The organism is Arthrobacter sp. P4_F10 (assembly GCF_056401435.1).
Window position 1 is genome coordinate 126495 of record NZ_JBFUJJ010000003.1, and the last position, 19455, is coordinate 145949.

The 19455-nt window shown below is 66.9% G+C and carries 13 protein-coding genes; 11 read left to right on the forward strand and 2 right to left on the reverse strand.

Features of this window, described 5'->3' with window-relative positions; translation table 11 throughout:
• Positions 1-14: 14 nt before the first annotated feature.
• Together AC1DR1_RS05465 and AC1DR1_RS05470 are read left to right on the forward strand one after the other, a co-directional pair.
• Positions 15-485, forward strand: coding sequence for a pyridoxamine 5'-phosphate oxidase family protein (locus tag AC1DR1_RS05465; protein ID WP_229992102.1), 471 nt, complete (start codon positions 15-17; stop codon positions 483-485).
• 134 nt (positions 486-619) lie between these two features.
• On the forward strand, positions 620-3265 hold the full coding sequence (locus AC1DR1_RS05470) for a cation-translocating P-type ATPase (RefSeq protein ID WP_476992289.1): 2646 nt from the start codon (positions 620-622) through the stop codon (positions 3263-3265).
• Here the strand turns inward: AC1DR1_RS05470 and AC1DR1_RS05475 are convergent.
• Positions 3233-6436 carry an HAD-IA family hydrolase gene (locus AC1DR1_RS05475; RefSeq protein ID WP_476992290.1) on the reverse strand — a complete coding sequence of 1068 codons (3204 nt, stop codon included), beginning with the start codon at positions 6434-6436 and terminating at the stop codon, positions 3233-3235. The two genes, AC1DR1_RS05470 and AC1DR1_RS05475, sit on opposite strands and share 33 nt — an antisense overlap.
• Before the next feature lie 124 nt (positions 6437-6560).
• Positions 6561-7481: a 2-hydroxyacid dehydrogenase gene (locus AC1DR1_RS05480; protein ID WP_476992291.1), complete on the reverse strand. Its 921-nt coding sequence runs from the start codon at positions 7479-7481 to the stop codon at positions 6561-6563.
• A gap of 136 nt (positions 7482-7617) precedes the next feature.
• Here AC1DR1_RS05480 and AC1DR1_RS05485 point away from each other — a divergent pair, with 136 nt between their 5' ends.
• The 9 genes from AC1DR1_RS05485 to AC1DR1_RS05525 all read left to right on the forward strand — a co-directional run bounded on the left by AC1DR1_RS05485 (position 7618) and on the right by AC1DR1_RS05525 (position 19452).
• Positions 7618-8514 (forward strand): serine hydrolase, encoded by an 897-nt coding sequence (locus AC1DR1_RS05485; protein WP_476992292.1) that lies wholly within the window; start codon positions 7618-7620, stop codon positions 8512-8514.
• Positions 8515-8989: 475 nt separating this feature from the next.
• A complete protein-coding gene (locus tag AC1DR1_RS05490; protein ID WP_229995391.1) occupies positions 8990-9655 on the forward strand; it encodes a response regulator transcription factor in 666 nt (221 codons plus the stop codon).
• 51 nt (positions 9656-9706) lie between these two features.
• On the forward strand, positions 9707-11239 hold the full coding sequence (locus tag AC1DR1_RS05495) for a sensor histidine kinase (RefSeq protein WP_476992293.1): 1533 nt from the start codon (positions 9707-9709) through the stop codon (positions 11237-11239).
• Positions 11240-11493: 254 nt separating this feature from the next.
• Positions 11494-12744: a glycosyltransferase family protein gene (locus tag AC1DR1_RS05500; RefSeq protein ID WP_476992330.1), complete on the forward strand. Its 1251-nt coding sequence runs from the start codon at positions 11494-11496 to the stop codon at positions 12742-12744.
• The gene (locus AC1DR1_RS05505) at positions 12731-13951 is read left to right on the forward strand and encodes a glycosyltransferase (RefSeq protein ID WP_229995388.1); all 1221 of its coding nucleotides are present in this window, start codon (positions 12731-12733) and stop codon (positions 13949-13951) included. The genes AC1DR1_RS05500 and AC1DR1_RS05505 overlap by 14 nt, the downstream gene beginning before the upstream one ends.
• Positions 13948-15123: a glycosyltransferase family 4 protein gene (locus tag AC1DR1_RS05510; RefSeq protein WP_229995387.1), complete on the forward strand. Its 1176-nt coding sequence runs from the start codon at positions 13948-13950 to the stop codon at positions 15121-15123. Before AC1DR1_RS05505 ends, AC1DR1_RS05510 begins: the two co-directional genes overlap by 4 nt.
• Positions 15120-17006: an ABC transporter ATP-binding protein gene (locus tag AC1DR1_RS05515; protein WP_229995386.1), complete on the forward strand. Its 1887-nt coding sequence runs from the start codon at positions 15120-15122 to the stop codon at positions 17004-17006. The genes AC1DR1_RS05510 and AC1DR1_RS05515 overlap by 4 nt, the downstream gene beginning before the upstream one ends.
• Entirely contained in the window at positions 17003-18325 is a 1323-nt protein-coding gene (locus tag AC1DR1_RS05520) for a phosphotransferase family protein (protein WP_229995385.1), read from the forward strand. Before AC1DR1_RS05515 ends, AC1DR1_RS05520 begins: the two co-directional genes overlap by 4 nt.
• Positions 18322-19452 carry a phosphotransferase gene (locus tag AC1DR1_RS05525; protein ID WP_229995384.1) on the forward strand — a complete coding sequence of 377 codons (1131 nt, stop codon included), beginning with the start codon at positions 18322-18324 and terminating at the stop codon, positions 19450-19452. The genes AC1DR1_RS05520 and AC1DR1_RS05525 overlap by 4 nt, the downstream gene beginning before the upstream one ends.
• Positions 19453-19455: the final 3 nt, after the last annotated feature.

Genomic DNA, 19455 nt, shown 5'->3' on the forward strand with positions numbered 1-19455 from the left:
GTAAGGTCGGCGCCATGTTGAACGATGCATCATTACCGGTGGCAGATGTCCTCGCAACGCAAGAGTGCTGGCGGCTGTTGGGCAGTGTTTCGGTGGGTCGCCTCGCTGTTTGGGTGAATGACCACCCGGACATTTTCCCCGTCAACTACAAAGTCGAACACGGAACTCTGGTCTTTCGTACGGGTGGGGGGACAAAACTCTCCGCTGCCCTGGCGGGAACCCCGGTTGCCATAGAAGCCGACGGCGTCGATGCGGATGCCGGCGTCGCGTGGAGCGTTGTGGTGAAGGGCCAAGCCACAGCCCTCGAAAGCACGCAAGAGGTTTTGGACACGATTGGGCCGCTCCTCTTTCCGTGGGAGACCGGAAACAAGGATCACTTCGTACGGATTGTCCCGGGCAGCGTGAGCGGCAGGCGCTTCCAGATCGCCCGGCCGCTGACCTGGTCGGGCCCGCTGGACGATGCCACCCGCGCCGGGTTGGAATGACGGAAATCTGCACCCGGCCGGAGTAAGCCCCCGGCAGAGCCGCGTTGCCCCATGAAAGGGGGAACCATGCGTGCTTGGCGGGTAGGGGGTGCTGTCCCAGCGTTGCCTGGGGGCGCCCGCTGGCAGGACCGGTAATGATCGGGAACTTGCCACATGCGACGGGCCTGTCCGCCCGGGAGGCGCAGTCCCTGCTCGCCCGGCATGGCCCCAACCGCATACCGGAAGTCGCGTCCGCCCCGGCCTGGGGCCGCTTCCTGAGGGAATTCACTCACTTCTTCGCCGCACTTCTGTGGGTTGCCGCCGCGATGGCCTTCATCGCCGGCATGCCACAGCTCGGAGTGGCCGTCGTAGCCGTGGTCCTCATTAACGGCCTGTTTTCCTACGTGCAGGAAGAACGCGCCGAACATGCCGCCGCCAAGTTACGTGCCCTGCTGCCATCGCAGGTCCGGGTCCGCCGGGACGGCCGTTCGGTCAGCCTGGACGCAGCAGACCTCGTGCCCGGGGACGTCGTCATTCTCTCCGCAGGCGACCGCATACCGGCGGACCTTCAGTTCGGATTCACGGACAGCTGCACCGTTGATGAGTCGATGCTGACCGGGGAAAGTGATGCCGTCACCAAGCAGCCGATGGACGCCGGAATCGGAGGGACCTTCCTGACCAACGGAGAGGCCGAGGGCATCGTTACGGCAACCGGACGGCGGACCCGGCTCGCGGAAATCACCGCGCTCACCGCAACGGTCCAGCCGCCGCCAAGTCCGCTGACGATGGAGCTGAGGCGAATCGTCCGGACCATCGCCGTCGTGGCCCTGGGCGTGGGGCTGCTGTTCTTCCTGATATCTGCAGCCATAGGTGTCTCTTGGCACAGCGGATTCCTCTTCGCGATCGGAGTCTCGGTAGCCCTGATCCCCGAAGGGCTACTGCCCACGGTAACCCTGTCGTTGGCGATGGGGGCCCAGAGGATGGCCCACAGGAAGGCGCTCGTTAGGCATCTGCAGGCAGTCGAGACCCTTGGCTCGACAACTTTCATCTGCACGGACAAGACCGGCACACTGACTCAGAACCGGATGAGCGCCGTGCAGGTGTGGACGCCGGAGGGTACCGTGACCGTGGCTGGAAAAGGGTACGAACCGATCGCCTCCGTAGCGGGCAGTGAACAGGCTATCGCCCGGGCGGGCAGGGTCAGCGCAGCTGCGGCCTTGGCATCAAGGGGAACGATCACTCTGCGCGACGGAGAGTGGTATCCGGAAGGCGACCCCATGGAGGCGGCACTGGCCGCGCTCCTGCAACGGCTGGTCAACCCTGCCGGCTGGCCGGACCGGGAGTCTGCGATCCGATTCGGATTCAGCCCGGGGCGGCGGCGTGAATCGGTGATCGTGGGGACCACGCTATCGATGAAGGGGGCGCCGGAAGCAGTCCTCCCCCTTTGTGTGCCAGCCGACCGCGACCGCCCGCACCTCTCCTCCGGCACCGCTGACGTGGATCAGCAAATACTGCGGATGGCCAGCCAGGGGCTGCGTCTGCTGGCCGTTGCCGAGCGCTCCCTGACGCCAGCCGAGCTCAATGAGCTGGCGGAGGGCTCCCTGACAGCTGATTCGGTGGAGTCCGGGCTGACACTTCTGGGTCTCATCGGGCTTCATGATCCACCCCGACCCGCTGTCGCGCAGGCCCTGCGAACAGCCCGGGAAGCTGGCGTCAAGGTTGCCATGGTCACAGGGGACCACCCGACGACGGCGGCGGCAATCGCCCGTGAGGTCGGCTTGATGCTGGGCGACGAGCGGGTGTTGGAAGGCGCTGAACTGCCCGAGGACCAAGAGGTCCTCGGCGCGATGCTGGATCATGACGGCGTCGTCATCAGCCGGGTGTCCCCTGAACAGAAACTGCGGGTCGCCAGGGCGTTGCAGGGACGCGGGCATGTTGTGGCGATGACCGGGGACGGGGTGAACGATGGGCCAGCGCTGCAGGAAGCGGACGTGGGCATCGCCATGGGAGTTGCCGGCACCGACGTGGCAAGGGAAGCGGCAGACCTGGTCCTGCTGGACGATGACTTCGCCACAATAGTGGCCGCCATCGAGCAGGGTCGCGCCACGTATGCCAATATCCGCCGGTTCCTCACCTACCACCTAACCGACAACGTGGCTGAGCTGACACCGTTCGTGATCTGGGCCTTCTCAGGGGGCGCCTTTCCGCTTGCCCTTGGCGTGCTGCAGATCCTGTTCCTGGACATCGGCACAGACTTGCTGCCGGCGCTGGCGCTGGGAGCGGAACCACCGAGCAAAGGCCTCATGAAGCGTCCGCCCGAGCGCCGTCACCTGATGGACAGAGACTTACTGGTCCGCGTCTTCGCCCTGCTCGGGCCCGTCGAGGCGCTCGTGGAGATGATGGCTTTTGTCGTCGTGCTGAGGGAAGGCGGATGGAGCTTTGGCGGTCCGCCTCCTTCCGCTAGCGTGCTGCTTTCGGCTTCCGGTGCAGCCTTCGCCGCCGTGGTGCTGGGGCAGATGGCAAACGCCTACGCCTGCCGCAGCTCCACCCGGCCGCCGTGGCAGTTGGGCTGGTTCACTAACCGCCTGCTTCTGTGGTCCGTCCTGTTTGAACTCGCGGCGTTGGGAGTTTTTCTCGGCGTGGAACCGGTCGCAGCATTGCTGGGCCAGGCCCCTCCGCCTCCGCAGGGATGGGCAATGGCATTGCTTGCCGTCCCGGCGGTGCTGGCCGCCGACTACCTGTACAAGAGGCTGCGTCACGGGAATCACTTAGCGCGGAGGTCCAAGATGGAAGCTGTGTGACTTCCCGGCATGCAACCTGACGGTGTCAGAGCCCAGACGCACCCTTACGGGATGTCCGGCGCCTGCGGCGGCGGCCACCGTCAGCCGTTTGTGGTCCAAGACCACCTCCAGCGGCTGGTCCCGGTACCGGACGATGAAGCCCAGTCTGCGCAAACCCGCGGGCAGCCGGGGATCAAAGACCAGTTCGTCCTGTTCCATCCGGAGCCCGGCGAAGCTTCGTTGCACGGTGTCGATGCTGCCCGCCATGGCGCCGAGGTGGATTCCGGCACGGGTTGTGCCGCCCTGCGTGTCGTCGAGATCGGCGTCGAGCGCTTCACGGAAGGTACTCCATGCCCGTTCCGGGTCCATGGCGGCCAGGACGGAGGCATGGACCATGCGGCTCAGGGTCGATCCATGGGCCGTTCGGGCGAGGTAGAAGTCAACAGTCCTGGCCAGCATGGTTGAGTCTACGCAGTAGCCGAGAGTTCCGAGAAAATCGGTCAGCTGCTGCTCCCCGAGCAGGTAGAGCAGCATCAGGACGTCGGCCTGCTTGGCCAGCATGTAGTCGTTGGGTGTTTGGTGTTCTGCTTCGAGGATCAGATCGAGGCGTTCGATATTGCCGTAGAGGTGGCGGTAGTGTTCCCAGTCGAGTTCTTTGAGGCCGCTGTATCCCTCAAATTGGCTGATGATTCCGGCCCCGTGGAACGGGACATACATGCGGTGGCTTATGTGTTCCCAAAGGTTCAGTTCCTCCGGCGCGACGTCCAGCCGCGATGCCAGGTCCTCTTGCTCGTGGGGCTGCAGCGCACCCCTCAAGAGGTGGAGCGCCCTCCCGCAGATCCAGGCGGCCATCACGTTGGTATAGGCGTTGTCATTGACCCCTTCCCCCGGCCGGTCGGGGTAGCCGGTGTGGTATTCGTCCGGTCCCATCACGCCCTTGATGTGGTACCGGTCTGTCTCGGCATCATGCATGGCCATTGAAGCGAACAGACGCGCGACTTCGACCAGGATGTCAGCCCCCCGCTCGGTCAACCAAGCCCGGTCTCCGGTGGCCTCGAAGTACTGCCAGGTGTTATAGGCAATCGCCAGGCCCGAATGGCGTTGAAGGCTGGAATAATCCTCCACCCAGTCATTGAGTCGAGGGTTGAATTTCCAATGCGGGGTTTCCTCCCGCCCGTTGCTCCCGCTCTGCCAGGGGTACATCGCTCCCCGCAGCCCTGCCTTCCGTGCGGCATCGCGCGCCGCGTCCAGCCTCCGCCAGCGGTAGTCGAGCAAGGACTTGGCGGTGGCAGGCAGCCGGGATGTGAGCACGGGCAGGACGAACAACTCATCCCAGAACACGTGGCCGCGATACCCTTCTCCATGCAGCCCCCGGGCAGGAACGCCGGCATCCAGCTCGGCCGCATGCGGCGTGAGGGTCTGGAGGACATGAAATACATGAAGGTTCAGGATCAGCTGTGTTTGCCGGTCGGTGTTCAGTTCCAAAGCAAAGGCGGCCAGCAAACGCTGCCAGGCAGACTCATGTGCCGCCAGGATCTGGTCGAAGCCAGCCGGTGCCCGCGCCAAGACATCCAGGGCCCCTCCAAGGGGTGACGATATGGCTGTGTCCCGCGAAGAAACCACCGCAACCATTTTGCAGAAGGCTGTTGGCGCCCCGGCCCGCAGCTCAAGCAGGGCATCACGGTACAGCCTGCCTTTCAGCCGGGTAGCCGCAGTGGCGTCCGGCGCTGGTTGTTGCTCAGGGACCCCGGCCATAGGCCCAAGAATTCGGGCAGCCGTGCAAATCCTGATATGGCTGCTGCTGGTGGCCACCTCGATCCAGTCGGTTCCGTTTGCCGTCGTTCCAAAAGACACGGGACGCAGATGCCGGTGGGCCAGCAGGGCATCGGCGTGAATGTTTGAATTGGTGACCCCCGCATCGAGAGCGGCGCGAACCAGCAGCTGCCCGTCCCAGCCGCGCGCCGTCAACGTCGTTTCCAGCGCCGCCAAATGGGGCTGCGCCGCGGATATGAGGCGGCGCTGCATGACTTCCAGCTGTCGGCCGTCATCGGTCTCGAGCACGACCGTCCGGGACAATAGTGCCCGCCTCATATCGAGTTCGCGGTGCTCACTGCGTAACCGGAGCCCTCCAGCCGACCACCAGCGGCCAGGTACCACGGCAACGTCCACAGGCAGCCAGTTCGGCGCATTCACCATGTGCTCATCCTCGGTCTGCTGCCCATGGACCTCGCTCGTGAGGCGGTTATAGATCCCGGCCAGGTACGTTCCCGGATAGTGAATTCCGTCTGCAGCGCTTTCCGGCGCGGCTCCCCTGACAGCCATGTACCCGTTGCCCAGGGTGGTCAGCGCCTCCCGATGGCCCTCGTGGGCAGGATCCATGCCTTCGTAGATGAGATGCCAGGGATCGGCAAGAACAAGGCCGATATCGAATTCGCTGACATCATTGAGCACCACGTCGGCTCCTGCCGCTTCCAACTCGGCACGCTGCCCGGCCCGGTCGATCCCGACAACCAGCCCGAAGCCTCCGGCCCGCGCGGCCTGGACACCAGCCACCGCGTCTTCAATTACGGCCACCCGCGCCGCGGGCACACGAATTTGACGGGCCGCCTCGAGAAAAAGGGCAGGATCAGGTTTCCCGGGCAGGTGGAGAGCCGCTGCAGCCCGCCCGTCAATGATGAGATCAAAATCGTCCAGCAGCCTGGCGCGTTTCAAAATGGCTCGGGCGTTCCGGCTTGAGGAGGCAAGCACCGTCCTCATGTGCCCCTTACGCAGTCTCCGGAGCAGGTCCACCGTCCCGGCAAACACCCGAACACGGCCCTTCTTGAGTCTCCGATTAAAGATCTCGTTCTTGCGGGCACTGAGTCCAGCTACGGACCATGTACCGGGCGGATCGGAAGGTTGTCCTGCCGGAATGGCGATTCCCCGCGATTCGAGGAAGGCGCGGATTCCCTCTTCCCTCAGACGACCGTCGACGAAGCGCCGGTAGTCCCTGCCCGTGAAGGGGTCCCCACCGGCCGTGCCGGGTACGCGTGGATCCTGGAGGACGCCATCGAATAGCTCCTTCCACGCCATCACGTGAATTTCAGCTGTGTCAGTGACCACCCCGTCGAGGTCAAAAATGACGGCATCGAACGGGGACATGGCAGATGCCGCCGTGGACGATGCACTCCACTCCTGCGGTTCGGGCGCCATGCGCGGTTCCTCCCTCGGCGGGCGCGGATTGCATCACCGACCGCAGCCCTGGCTATTCAGTGCTACTCCGCTGAGGGCGGCAAAGACAGGGGCCTTGGACCCGTCGATCCCAGCCGCTCAGCCGTCAGCCGTTCAGCACCACATTCACCGGCGGCTCACCTGCCAGCATGAGCTCGATCTGCCGCTGCAGCAGCCGGCCCATCCGCGGCCGCATCGCCGAGCTCGCCCCGCCCACGTGCGGGCTGATGATGACACCCGGGGCCTGCCACAGCGGGTGGTCCTGCGGCAGGGGCTCGGGATCGGTGACGTCCAGCGCGGCGCGGATCCGTCCGGAGGCGGTGTGCCGGACCAGGGCGTCGGTGTCCGCCACCGGGCCGCGGGCCACGTTCACCACCAGGGTGCCGTCCGGCATGGCCGCGAGGAAGGCGTCATCAATCAGGTGCCGGGTGGAGTCGCTGAGCGGAACCCCCACCACCACGATGTCGTGCACCGGCAGCAACGCCTGGAGTTCCGCAATGCCGTGGACCTGGCCGCGTTCATCCATCCGTGCCGTGCTGGCCACCCGGGTCACCGACGCCTCGAACGGCAGGAGCCGGTCCTCGATCGCCTTGCCCACCCCGCCGTAGCCGACTATCAGGACGCGGCGGTCGGCCAGGCTGGYGGTGGGCCTGGCATCCCAGCTGCCCTCCTGCTGGTTCTGGATCAGGCGGGGCAACTCGCGCTGGCTGGCGAGGATCAGGGCGAGTGCCAGCTCCGCCGTGGAGGTTTCGTGCACGCCGGACGCGTTGGCGAAGACCCGTCCGGACGGCAGGAACTCCGCCACCCCGTCGTACCCGATCGACTGGCTCTGCACCAGGGCGGTGTCCACCGATTCCAGGCCCTGCAGGACCTGCGGGCCTCCCATGTAGGGCGGCACCACGATGTCGATCCGGGGCAGGGGCGGCTCACCGGTGAGGTCCCATTCCAGGATCGTGACGTCCGCGTGCGGCTGAAGGTATTTACGCAACGCGGCGTCCGGCAGGCTGACAGTAATTTTCCGGCTCATGAGTGCCAGCGTAGTGGACCAGGATGCGGGAGTTTCGTCCGACTTTGGCCGCGCCCCGCGCGCTCCGTGGACTTCGCCCCCGGCCCGGCCTAACGTCGGAGGCGTCACCCCAGTCGAGTCCGGAAGGCCCACGCACATGACGATTCCGGGCCCCCGGCCGGCCGCTCCCACCCACCGCAGGAACATGGTCCTGGTCTGGGCCGCCGCCGCGCTGGTGCTGGCCGCCGTCGTGGTTCTCGGCTCCATCCGCACCGTCCCGTCAACGGAAGGAGATTTCCTGACCGTCGCCCACCAGCAGGCGCCGAGCCCGTCCGCCGCTGCCCCGGCCACCCCGCCGCCCGCCGTCGTCGACCTCCCCGCCGAGATCCAGCGGATCATCGGCGAACACCCCGATCACAGGATCGGCGTCGCCGTGATGGACACCCGCGACGGCCAGCTGCAAAGCTACGGCGACGTGGCACCGTACACGGCGGCGAGCACCGCGAAGGTCCTGACCGCCGCCGCCTACTACCACCTCGTGGAGACCGGCGAAAAGTCACTCGATGCTCCCCTGGGCTCGTTCAATGCCGCGTTCCAGCTCAAGGCCATGATCAACACCAGCAGCGACGACTCGTGGCTGCTGCTGATGCGGGATATCGGCTACTCCAACCTCACCGCCTACGCCGCAACCCTCGGCATCACCTACGATCCCGAGAAAAACCTCATCGCCCCGACGGACATGGTCCTGCTCCTCCAGCAGCTCGCCACGGGCAAGCTGCTCAACCCGGATCACACCGCGGAGCTGCTCGGCTACATGCAGCACACCAATGACGAGGAACTCATCCCGGCGGCGCTCTCCCCCGGCATCACGGTCCACCACAAGTACGGTGTGGTGCAGGGCTACGTCCACGACGCCGCGCTGCTCAGCGCCGGGGACCGCTCCTACGCGGTGGTCATCTACACGTGGGGCCCGGACGACGCCGACAGCGCGAACCGTCTGGACCTCATCCACGACCTGACTCACCAGGTCACCGGCGCCCTGTTCGGGCGCTAACACGACAGACTTGGCGTGATGTTGCGTGTGAGCTGTTAATAGGCTGAAAATCGACCCCTCAAAGGTGGCGCACGCTCCATTACGGGGGCAGGATGAAAGAAGCGGGAATAGTCTCAGCCGCAGCTGCCCGACGGAACTCCACGATGCTGGGCGTCCCCTGGAGGAGCACCAGATGTTGATTCCTTTTGAATTACGAACCGGCCGTCCCGCCGACGCCGGGGCCTCCGGTCCCGCACGGCCCGACGCGCCGCCCTGACCGGAAACGCGCCGACCAACCCGCGGGCCCCGCACTATGGGGCCCGGACCCCGCCCGCATTCCGGGCAGATCGAGGCTGCTGGGGCTTCGGATATTCTCCGGCTCGTGTGCACGAGACGCCGCAGTATTGGGGCAGGCCAGGATCCCGCGAATAAGGCCCGCGCCGACGCGCGGCCCAGGGGGGACCTCCCGGATCCGGGCTTTTTCCAGGGAGTAACCTTGATCCGCATCCTCATTGCAGAAGACGAAGAACGCATCTCCCGCTTCATCGAAAAGGGCCTGCGCGCAGCCGGCTACGCGCCCACCGTCGTCGCCGACGGCGTCTCGGCCGTGGACTACGCGTCCAGCGGCGAATTCGATCTCCTGCTCCTCGACATTGGACTCCCCCGCCTGGATGGTTACGCCGTCCTCGCGGCACTGCGCCGAGGCCAGGTGGGCATCCCGGTCATTGTCCTCACAGCCCGCAGCTCGTCCACCGACACCGTCGCGGCGCTGGAGGGCGGCGCGGACGATTACATCGTCAAGCCGTTCCATTTTGAGGAACTCGTGGCCCGCATCCGGGCGCGGATACGCAAGGGGGACACCGGCGATGTGCTGGCGGGAAGCGTTATGCGCTACGGGCCCCTGGAGTTGAACCTGCTCACCCGCACGGTCAGCGTCGACGGCCGGATGGTGGAGCTCTCCGCCCGCGAATTCGCCTTGGTGGAAATGTTCCTGCTCCACCCTGGGCAGGTCCTGAGCCGGCAGCAACTGCTCAGCCACGTCTGGGGCTACGACTTCGACGGCACGTCCAATGTGGTGGACGTGTACGTGCGCCAATTGCGGATGAAACTCGGCGCCGAGCGCATCCTCACCACCCGCGGCGCCGGGTACCGCCTGAGCTAGGCAGAACACTGCAAAACGCTGCAAGGCCAGCTGATCGTCACAGGAAGGGAAGTGGCCACTGTGGATGAACACCCCGGCGGGGACGGCCAGGCGGCTGTCTCCCCTTCGACGGAATCCCAGGACCCGTCCGGCTGGGGCGCAAAGATCCACTCGGTGCGATTCCGCGTGGTGGCCGCGATGCTGGGCATGATGCTCGCCGGGCTGGTCACCGCGGGGCTGGTCACGTTCGTGGTCCAGTTCCAGGAGTCCGATGCCAGGATCGACCAGGCGGTGCTGGACAAGGCCAACTCCGTGGTCAAGATCGTCCAGACCAAAAAGAAAACGTCCGGGGACTACGCCAACAGGACGTACATCAGCGCGCTTCACGAGGCCGCCGAGGATATCGAACCGCGCAGCAACGAGGTCATGGCCGGGATCGTGGACGGACGGGTGGCATGGACCGTTGAGGGCAGCGGGGACCGAGACCTCCTGGACAGCACGATGTTTGCCGACGCCGCCCATCTCCGGAACCCGTTCGGCGTGTCCTTCGGCGAGCTGAACTCGGACGGCCGCCCGCTCAGGGCTGTGGTGGTGCCCATGAAGGGCGCCCCAGGGACGTTCTTCCTGGTCGGCCGGGACGCGGGCGACCAGGAAGAACACAACGCAAGCTCGGTCCGGACATATTCGCTGGTGGCCCTCGGCATGCTTTCGGCTGCCGCGGTGATCGGCGGCGTCGTTGCCGGGCGGTTGCTCGACCCTCTCCGCCGTATGCGCGAGACTTCCAGGGCGGTGGGCCCGGAGGACCTCACGCAGCGGGTGGAGGTCCGCAAGGGCGAGGACGACGTCACCCTGCTTGCCAAGACCTTCAACACCATGCTGGAAAGGCTGGATGAGGGCGCCCAGCAACAGCAGCAGTTCCTGGACGACGCCGGCCATGAGCTGCGGACCCCGCTGACCATTCTCCGTGGGCACCTCGAGCTGGTGACGGTGGATGATCCTGACGATGTCATTGCCACGAGGGACGTGCTGCTGGACGAGGTGGACCGGATGCAGCGCCTGGTGGACGATCTCCTGCTGCTCGCCAACTCGGGCGACCCCGGGTTCATCCGGCGTGAACCCGTCCGGATCCCGGAGTTCCTGGACCAAGTCATGGAGAAAGTACATGTCCTGGCCGACCGAAACTGGCAGATCGATGAAAGGGCCGACTACGTGGTGGAGGCGGATCCGCAGCGCCTCACCCAGGCCCTGGTCCAGCTCGCCGCCAACGCCGTCAAGTACACCGGGCAGTCCTCCACGATCGCGCTCGGCTCCCGGATTGAGCACCCGACGGCGGACGACGGCACTTCGCTGCCCCCACAGGACACCCTCCTGCTGTGGGTGCGCGACGACGGGATCGGCATCGCAGCCGAGGATCAGGAACGGATCTTCGAACGGTTCGGCCGGGCGCACACGGGCCGCGGCGAGGAAGGTTCGGGACTGGGCCTCGCAATCGTCTCGGCCATCGCCCAGGCGCACGGGGGCGTGGCCACCGTGGAATCCGAATACGGCCACGGGGCCACGTTCCTGATCGGGATCCCCTTGCAGTCCGCCAGCGTCCGCGTCTGAGCTGGTCCACCGGCGTCCGCGTCGGATTTGGCCCGCCGGCTGGCTCACGCCCGCATCCAACCTTGGCCCGCGCCTAAGCGCGGGGCCGCTTAGGCACGGCGTTGGATGAGAAATCCTTAATCTTCTCCTCATCCCGCCCTCACTCTCGGGGCGCAGGCTGATAACTACCATCAGACAGCGCCGGCACCGGACACAGTTGCGATCGCAGCCATATCCGGGGCACCGGGGGCGGGGGAGGATTTGCAGTGGAGCCAATGCGGATAGTGCTGTACTCACATGATTCAGTGGGCCTGGGACATGTGCGTCGGAATCTGGCACTGGCCCATGCTCTGAACAATCAGCTTCCCGGGCTGATCGGCCGCCCCGTCACCGGAATCCTCATCACCGGCACCGCACTGGCCCCGGCGTTCCGGTTGCCCGAGGGCTGGGACTGGGTGCTTCTTCCCGGCGTGGCCAAGGGGTCCGCGGGCTACCTGCCCCGGAACCTGGCGTTGCCCATGCATGAGCTCGTGCCGTTGCGGGCCAGCCTGCTGCAGGCAACGCTGGCCGGCTTCGCCCCCCATCTGGTGGTGGTGGACCGGCACGCCACCGGCGTCCACGGCGAACTCGAAATAGCCTTGCGGCGCGCACGCACCGCCGGGCCCGTGCGCGTGGTCCTCGGCCTCCGCGAGGTCCTTGACTCGCCCGCCGCTGCCCTCAGCGAATGGGCCAGGCTGGGCGGGCCCCGCGTGGTCAAGGCCCTGTTCGATGCCATCTGGGTCTACGGCGATCCCGCCGTCCACGATCCCGTGGCCTGCGGCGAGATACCGTTCGCCCTCCGAAAGCTCATCCGGTACACGGGCTACCTCGCCGAGGGGCGCCCTTCGGTTTCCGGCACCAGCTGCATGCCCGGCCGGTATTTCATGACGACGGTCGGCGGGGGCTCGGACGGCTATGCCCTGGCCCGCATCGCCGTCGCCGCGCCGGTTCCGGACGGGCTGGGACACTTACTGGTCGCCGGACCGCAGATGCCCGCCGAGCAGCTCAACGACCTCCGCCAGCACGCCCGTCCCGGCGTCAAAGTGGTGTCCGCAGTCGATGACATCGTGTTCCACATCCGGCACGCCGCCGCCGTCGTCGCTATGGGCGGCTACAACACGGTGTGCGAGATCATGAGCACCCCTGTCCCCGCGCTGATCGTGCCACGCACTCAGTCGCGCGCCGAGCAGCAGATCCGGGCCGCGTCCCTGGCCGCGGCCGGGTACCTGGAGCAACACGACATTGGCACGCTGACGCCCGAGATCCTTGCCGGCTGGCTTGCCGCCCGGCTCGGCACCACTGTGGACCGGCGCCGCGCGGTGCTGGACGGCTTGATCCGGGTTCCGCAGCTGGCCGCCGAGCTGCTGCAGCCGCTGGCCGATTCCGATCAGTTCAGCGCCGATCAGGTCAGTGCCGATCAGTTCCAGGCGAACGAAAGCGTTGCCGGAACGCGCGCGAAGGGTGGTGACAGCCGTGTCGCCGTTTGAACCGGGGACGGCGTACGTCCTGAAGATGTATCCGCGTTTCTCCGAAACGTTCATCGTTTCTGAGATCCTTGCCCGCGAGGCGGCGGGGGACCGGATCGAGATCTTCTCCCTCCGGCCCACCAACGACCCCCGGTTCCACCCTGAACTCGCCCGGGTCCAGGCACCGGTGACGTACATTGACCGACCCATCAAGACTGTGGCCCTGTGGGAGAGCCTCCGGATGGCCGAGGCGGCCGGGCTCACGGCCGCCGTCGGCCGGAATTTGGGCGAACTCGCCGCCGCCACGGCAGACGACGCCGTCCAGGCCATCAATCTGGCCACCGCCTTCCAGGCCCGGAACATCCAGCACATGCACGTCCACTTCGCCTCGGGCGCCACCACCGTGGCCCGGCTGGCGTCCCTCATCACCGGAATCCCGTTCTCGTTCACCGCCCACGCGGTGGATATCTTCCATGAATCGGTCCAAAACGAGGATCTGCGGATCAAGCTGGAGCAGGCCCACCACGCCGTGACCATCAGCCAGTACAACATGCGCTACCTGCGCCGCCGCTTCCCGGACTCGACGTCCAGGCTCCATCTGGTGCGTAACGGCCTGGAGCTGGAGCGCTTCCCGTACCGGGAGCCCCGCCCGCTCGGAGCCACCCTGCGGATCGCCGCCGTCGGTCGCCTGGTAGAGAAGAAAGGCTTCCAGCACCTGCTGCCCGCGGCCGCCGAACTGCTGGACCAGGGGGTCAAAATGGACCTCCGGATCGCCGGGACCGGGATCATGGCCGAGGAGCTGGAGGCCAGCATCGATCAGCTCCGGCTACGCGAGCACGTCCGCCTCCTCGGCCCCCAGACCCAGGACCAGATCCACGAACTGCTCCACGCCGCCGATATCTTCGTGGCGCCCTGCGTGATCGGCGCCGACGGCAACGCGGACGGCATGCCCACGGTGTTGCTCGAGGCCATGGCCACGGGCGTCCCCTGCGTCAGCACGTCCGTCACCGGAATCCCCGAGGTGGTCCGGAACGGCTCCACCGGAGTCCTGGTCCGGCCGGGCAGCCCGCACGCCCTGGCCCGCGGCATCCGCACGCTCAGCTCCCCCGCCAAAGACAGGGTCGCCGTGTCGCGCAATGCGCGCGCCCTGATCGAGGAGGACTACGACGTCCACCGCCAGGCCGAACTCCTGAGGTCCCTCTCCCGTTCCGAAAGGAGAGTCGCATGACACGCGTTGCCTACCTCTGCGCCGACCCGGGCGTGCCTGTTTTCGGCACCAAGGGTTCCTCCGTGCACGTCCAGGAAATCGTCCGGGCGTGGCGCGGGACCGGCGCCGCCGTCACGGTCTACTGCACCCGGCTCGGCACCGAGCGGCCCAAGGATCTTGCCGATCTCGACGTCGTCGAAGTCAAGCCGGAATCCGTCCCCGGCCCCGCGCGGGAACGGGCGGTCCAGGACGCCGCGCTGGGCCTGGCGGACGAGGTCCTTCGCAACGGCTGCGGGCTGTTCTACGAGCGCTATTCGCTGTTCAGCCCGGCACTATCCGTGGTGGCCCGCATCCTGGATGTGCCGTCAGTACTTGAGGTCAATGCCCCGCTCATCGAGGAGCAGCAGCGGTACCGTCAGTTGCTGGATGTGAAAAAAGCTGAGACGGTGTTCCGCCGCAACGCCGCAACGGCCGACGTCGTTGCGTGCGTCTCGGATCCTGTGGTGCGCTGGGTGCGGGCGCGGGTGCCGACCGCGAGGACCGTGCTGGCACCGAACGGCGTGAACGTCGAGCGGATCCCGGCCCGCCGCCCCGGCCGCCGGAATCCGGACCACCTCACGGTCGGGTTTGTCGGAACCTTGAAGCCCTGGCACGGTGTCCCCAGCCTTCTGCACGGTGTGGCCCTGGCCAACCAACAGACCGTTGACCCGGGCCTGCGCTGGCACGTCCACGTGGTGGGTGACGGCCCCGGCCGGGAGGACCTCGAGCGCCTCGCCGGGTCCCTCGGCGTGCCGACGGTGTTCACCGGCGCCGTTGCGCCGGCCGCCGTGCCCGGCCTCCTGGCAGACTTCGACGCCGCCGCCGCCCCCTATCCCCCGGACGCGCCCGGCCAGGACGATTACTTCTCGCCGCTGAAGGTCTTTGAGTACATGGCGGCCGCGCTGCCCGTGATCGCGAGCGCCGTGGGCCAGATCCCGTCCATCATCCAGGACGGCCGCACCGGGATCCTCGTCCCGCCCGGGAACCCCGCCGCACTCGCGGACGCCCTTATCCGGCTCGGCGAAGACCCGAATCTGCGGGACAGGCTGGGGCTCGAGGCCCGCAGCGACGCCGTGCTGAGGTTCAGCTGGAGCAGTGTGCTGTCCCGGATCACCGAGGCACTGCCGCCTGCACGCAGACTGGCAAGGCAATGACCACCGCTTCCAGGCATGCGCACCCCCGCAGCTGGCGGACCCTATGGCGAAGGACCCGCACCCACGCGCCGGCTGAACCCACACCGCTGCGGCGGACCTTGCGGTGCGTCCGCCCGCATTTGCGCGGGCACAGGCTGCTCATCACCTGGGGATTCATTGCCATGGCCGCGGAAATCCTCTTCCGGCTTCTTGAGCCGTGGCCAGTGAAGATCGTCCTGGACTCCGTCTCACACTCACTCGGCGCCAATCTGCGCAGGTCCCCGCTCAGCGTGGAGGCGAGCGCGGAGGTGCTGCTCCTTTGCGCCGGCGCAGTGATCGTCATCAGCCTCATCAGGGCCCTGGCCAGCTACGTGTCCGCGATTTCGTTTGCGCTCGTGGGTACCCGGATTTCCTCCGAATTGCGCGCCCGTACCTTCCGCCACCTCCAGGGCCTGTCGATGCGCCACCACAGCCGCGCGTCCACCGGCGACACTGTCCAGCGGCTCGTCGGGGACGTGTCCCGGCTGCAGGATGTGGCCGTCACGGCGGGGCTCCCGCTCATCGGGAATACCGTGTCGCTGATCGCAATGATGATCATTATGCTCTGGCTCGATCCTTTGATCGCCCTGGTGACGTTCGTGTCCATCGGGATATTCGTCTTGTTGTCCCGCAGGAGCTCGGGATCGATTACCACCGCGGCCCGCAAGTCACGCAAGGGCGAAAGCGCCCTTGCCACCACCGCCGCGCAGACGCTCGGAGCAATGCGCGAAGTCCAGGCGTATGGACTCGAAGACACCATCAGCTCGGGCTTCAGCAAGAGCAATCAGGCGGCACTTGGCTCCGGTGTGACCACGCTGCGGCTGGCCGCCAGCCTGCAACGGAAGACCGACGTCCTGACGGGAATCGCAACGGCGGTAGTCCTGGCTGCCGGCGGCTGGAGGGTGATGCAGCATGCGATGACCCCCGGTGATCTGGTCGTTTTCCTGTTTTACGTGAAGACCGGGCTAAGGCCGCTCAAGGATGTGGCCAGGTACACGAGCCGTATCGCCCGCGCGACGGCCTCCGGGGAACGGGTGGCAGACCTGCTTGAGGCCCAGAGCGACGTGCCCGAGGCACCGCACGCCGTCGCCCTCAAGAACCCGCACCCGGACATCGTGTTCGACAACGTCTGGGCCGGTCACTTCGACGGAACCGCGGTGCTCAAGGGGATCACCCTGACCATACCGGCGGGTCAGCACTGCGCCGTGCTGGGGCCCTCCGGGGCCGGGAAGTCAACGCTGGCCAGCATGATCCTTCGGATGGTGGACCCTTGGGAGGGGAGTGTCAGCCTCGGAGGTGAGGACCTGCGGTCCCTGAAGATCGCTTCCGTGCGTGCCCATGTCTCAATCCTCCTCCAGGACTCCGTGCTGTTTGGAACTTCGGTCCGGGAGAACATCAGGTTCGGCCGCCTCGATGCCACCGATGAGGAGATCGAAGCCGTGGCGGCCCTTGCCCAGGCCGACGGTTTCATCCGCGCACTGCCCCAGGGCTACGAAACCGTCCTCGGCGAGGCGGCCAACGATCTTTCCGGGGGCCAGCGTCAACGGCTGGCCGTCGCCCGCGCCATGCTCCGCAAGGCCCCCATTGTGATTCTGGACGAGGCGACGGCCGGGCTTGATCCGGCCTCACGGGATTCGGTCCTCAGCGCATTGGACACACTCACCCAAGGCCAGACCTCCATCACGATTACCCACGACGTCAACTCGGCCCAATCATGCGACCGGGTGATCTGGCTCGAAGACGGCAAAATCCTCGAAGATGGGCCGCCGCAGTTATTGCTGACAGATCCCGATTCCCGCTTCGCCGACTGGGTCCATCGGCAGCAGACGGCAGAACCGGGTGACCTGTTCAAGGTGCCGTCATGAGCATCGCCCCGCAGGGACAAAGGCTGCAGGGACAACGGCTGCAGGGACAATGGCTGCAGCCGCAGCGGCGCGAAGCTGACCGTGCCCTGGCGGCCCGGGACACCCGGATCCCGGGCCTGAACTGGGTCCTCGACGACGAGCTGCTCTCCGAGCTCCTGGGCGAAAGCGTCCGGATCACCAGGACCCGCTACAAACCGCACAACTCGGCCCTCGTCGCCTTCCGCCGGGCCGGCTACGGGGCCGGCAGCTACGGCTGGGCATCGACCACAGCACCGGAGCACGCCGAGAAACTGCAGCGGCGGGCGGACAGTTCGCAAAAGCGCGGCGGCGGCATCCTGCTGGTCCAACCCGATCATCCCCACGCCGACGTCGTGGTGGCTGTCGGCCCCATCGAGGAGGACTGGCCGCTGCGCCCCAACCTGCGGTGGCTCCGGGACCACGGGCTCGGACGGCTCGGAGCACTCCCCGCGGCAGAGCGGTTCCTGGACCCCCCGGTCAGCGTGCTGAGATACAACCCGGAGCGCAGGCTCGTTGCCAGGGTCCCTTCGGCGACGGTGCCCGTCGTCGTCAAGACCGCTGTCCAAGCTGACGAAGCTGCCGCAGGCCTCCGCCTGCGGCAGCGGCTGGAGAGCAACGGCATCCCGGTCCTGCCCGAACTCGCCGACGTGGAATGCGCCGCGCACGGCATCAGCGCCTCCCCGGACTGGGGCCACGGAGACCTGAGCGGCGGCGACAACGACCCGGCCGCCTACCGGGCCGGCCAAGCCCTGGCGGCGATCCATGGAATGGACGCGGGAACCGGGCCGGACCCCGCGGCGGAAGTGGAAGACCTGGTACGGCAGCTCGCCGCCACGCGGTCCATGATCACCTGCCTGCTCCCGGGGCTCGAGGCTCCGGTAGCCCGGCTCACCAGCCGGCTCCTGGCAACCGTCGGCGCCGCCGGCCCCCACGGGCCCGCGCAAGTGCTGGTCCATGGCGATTTCTCGGCGGACCAGGTCCTGGTGGACGGCCCGGCCGTCCGCATCATCGATTTCGACCGTGTCAGGACCTCCGACCCGGCGAGGGACCTTGGGTCGTTTGCCGCGGTGGAGGACATCGCAGACCCCCCAGGTGCCGGGCCCGTGGCCGGTGGCCGCAAGACGGCCCAGCTGATCGACGGTTACCGCGAGGCTGGCGGCCACGTATCGCAGGCCAGGGTGGAGACCTGGGCGGCGTTCCGGCTGTTCCTGAACAGCGTCGACCCGTTCCGGAACCGGGCCAGCGACTGGCCGGCCGACACGAGCTGGCATATCCGCCGAGCCCTGGAGTTGATCGCATGATCTGGCACCCACCGCTTTGGAATTACACCGACGACGCCGGCACCGCGTGGCGCGTCCACAAGGCGTGGCCCGATAAAGAACCCGGAGAATACCTGCTGGAGGTCGAGACTGCGGGACGGCCCGGCGTCCGGGGAGCACATTTGAGCCATGGCCGCTTTGAGGTCCTGCCGGAGGACGATCCCGAGCTGCCGGCCCTTCGGACCGAAAGACAGCGCGGGGAAATCATTGCCCACTGGCCGTACACGCGGGCCATCATCCGGGCGGAGGGTTGCTACATCAAGGTCTTCCGGCCCGGCAGGGCCGCAGTCCCGGCCGAACGGTGCGCTCAGACGGACCTCCTGCTGGACGCCGGCGCCTTTACGGCGCCCGAGGTACTTCAGAGCTCCCCGGACACCCTCGTTTTGAGCGCCCTCTCCGGACCGACGCTGGGCGAAATCGGCGAGGACTACTTCACGATCGGCGAGAAGGAGTTTGCCGGCGCATGGGAAGAGTGGTCCCGCGCGTGGCTCGCCCAGCTGAGCGCGGCGTCTGATGCCAGCAGACAAACCGTTCTGGGCGCCCTGCCGGTCCATTCACCGGAAGTGGAAGCGAAGGCCGTGGCCCGTTGGTTGAAACGATGGCTGCGCCACACAGCGAATGTTCCGGAACTGTCCACCCAACGCGACACCTTGATCGCCATGGCAGATTACGTCACGGCGAACCTGCTCGGCTCGGTACCGGACCCGCTGGTATGGGCCCACGGAGACCTGCACGACCGGCAGATTATCGCCGGCGACGGCCGGTCCCCGTTCGGGCTGCTGGACTTCGACGATACTGCCCGGGCCGAGGCCGCCCGCGACCTCGCCTACCTGGATTTCCATCTGGAGCGGCGCATGTGGCGCAATAACCTGACGTCGGCGCGATACCTGAAGGCCCACACGGTGGTGCTGGCCGTCGCCGAGCAATTGCAGGTCAGCCCGGATCGGTTCGATGCCTACGCGGACGCACGCTGGCTGCGACTGGCCTGTTCTTCGCTCCCTTCGGGCTCGTTGCTGGCGACCCGCGTTCTCGAAGACCGGGTAAAGCAGCGTGAGTCCTTCGGATCCACCATCCTGGCCGCCAGCCGGTCCCTCGGATCCCGGAGCTGATCC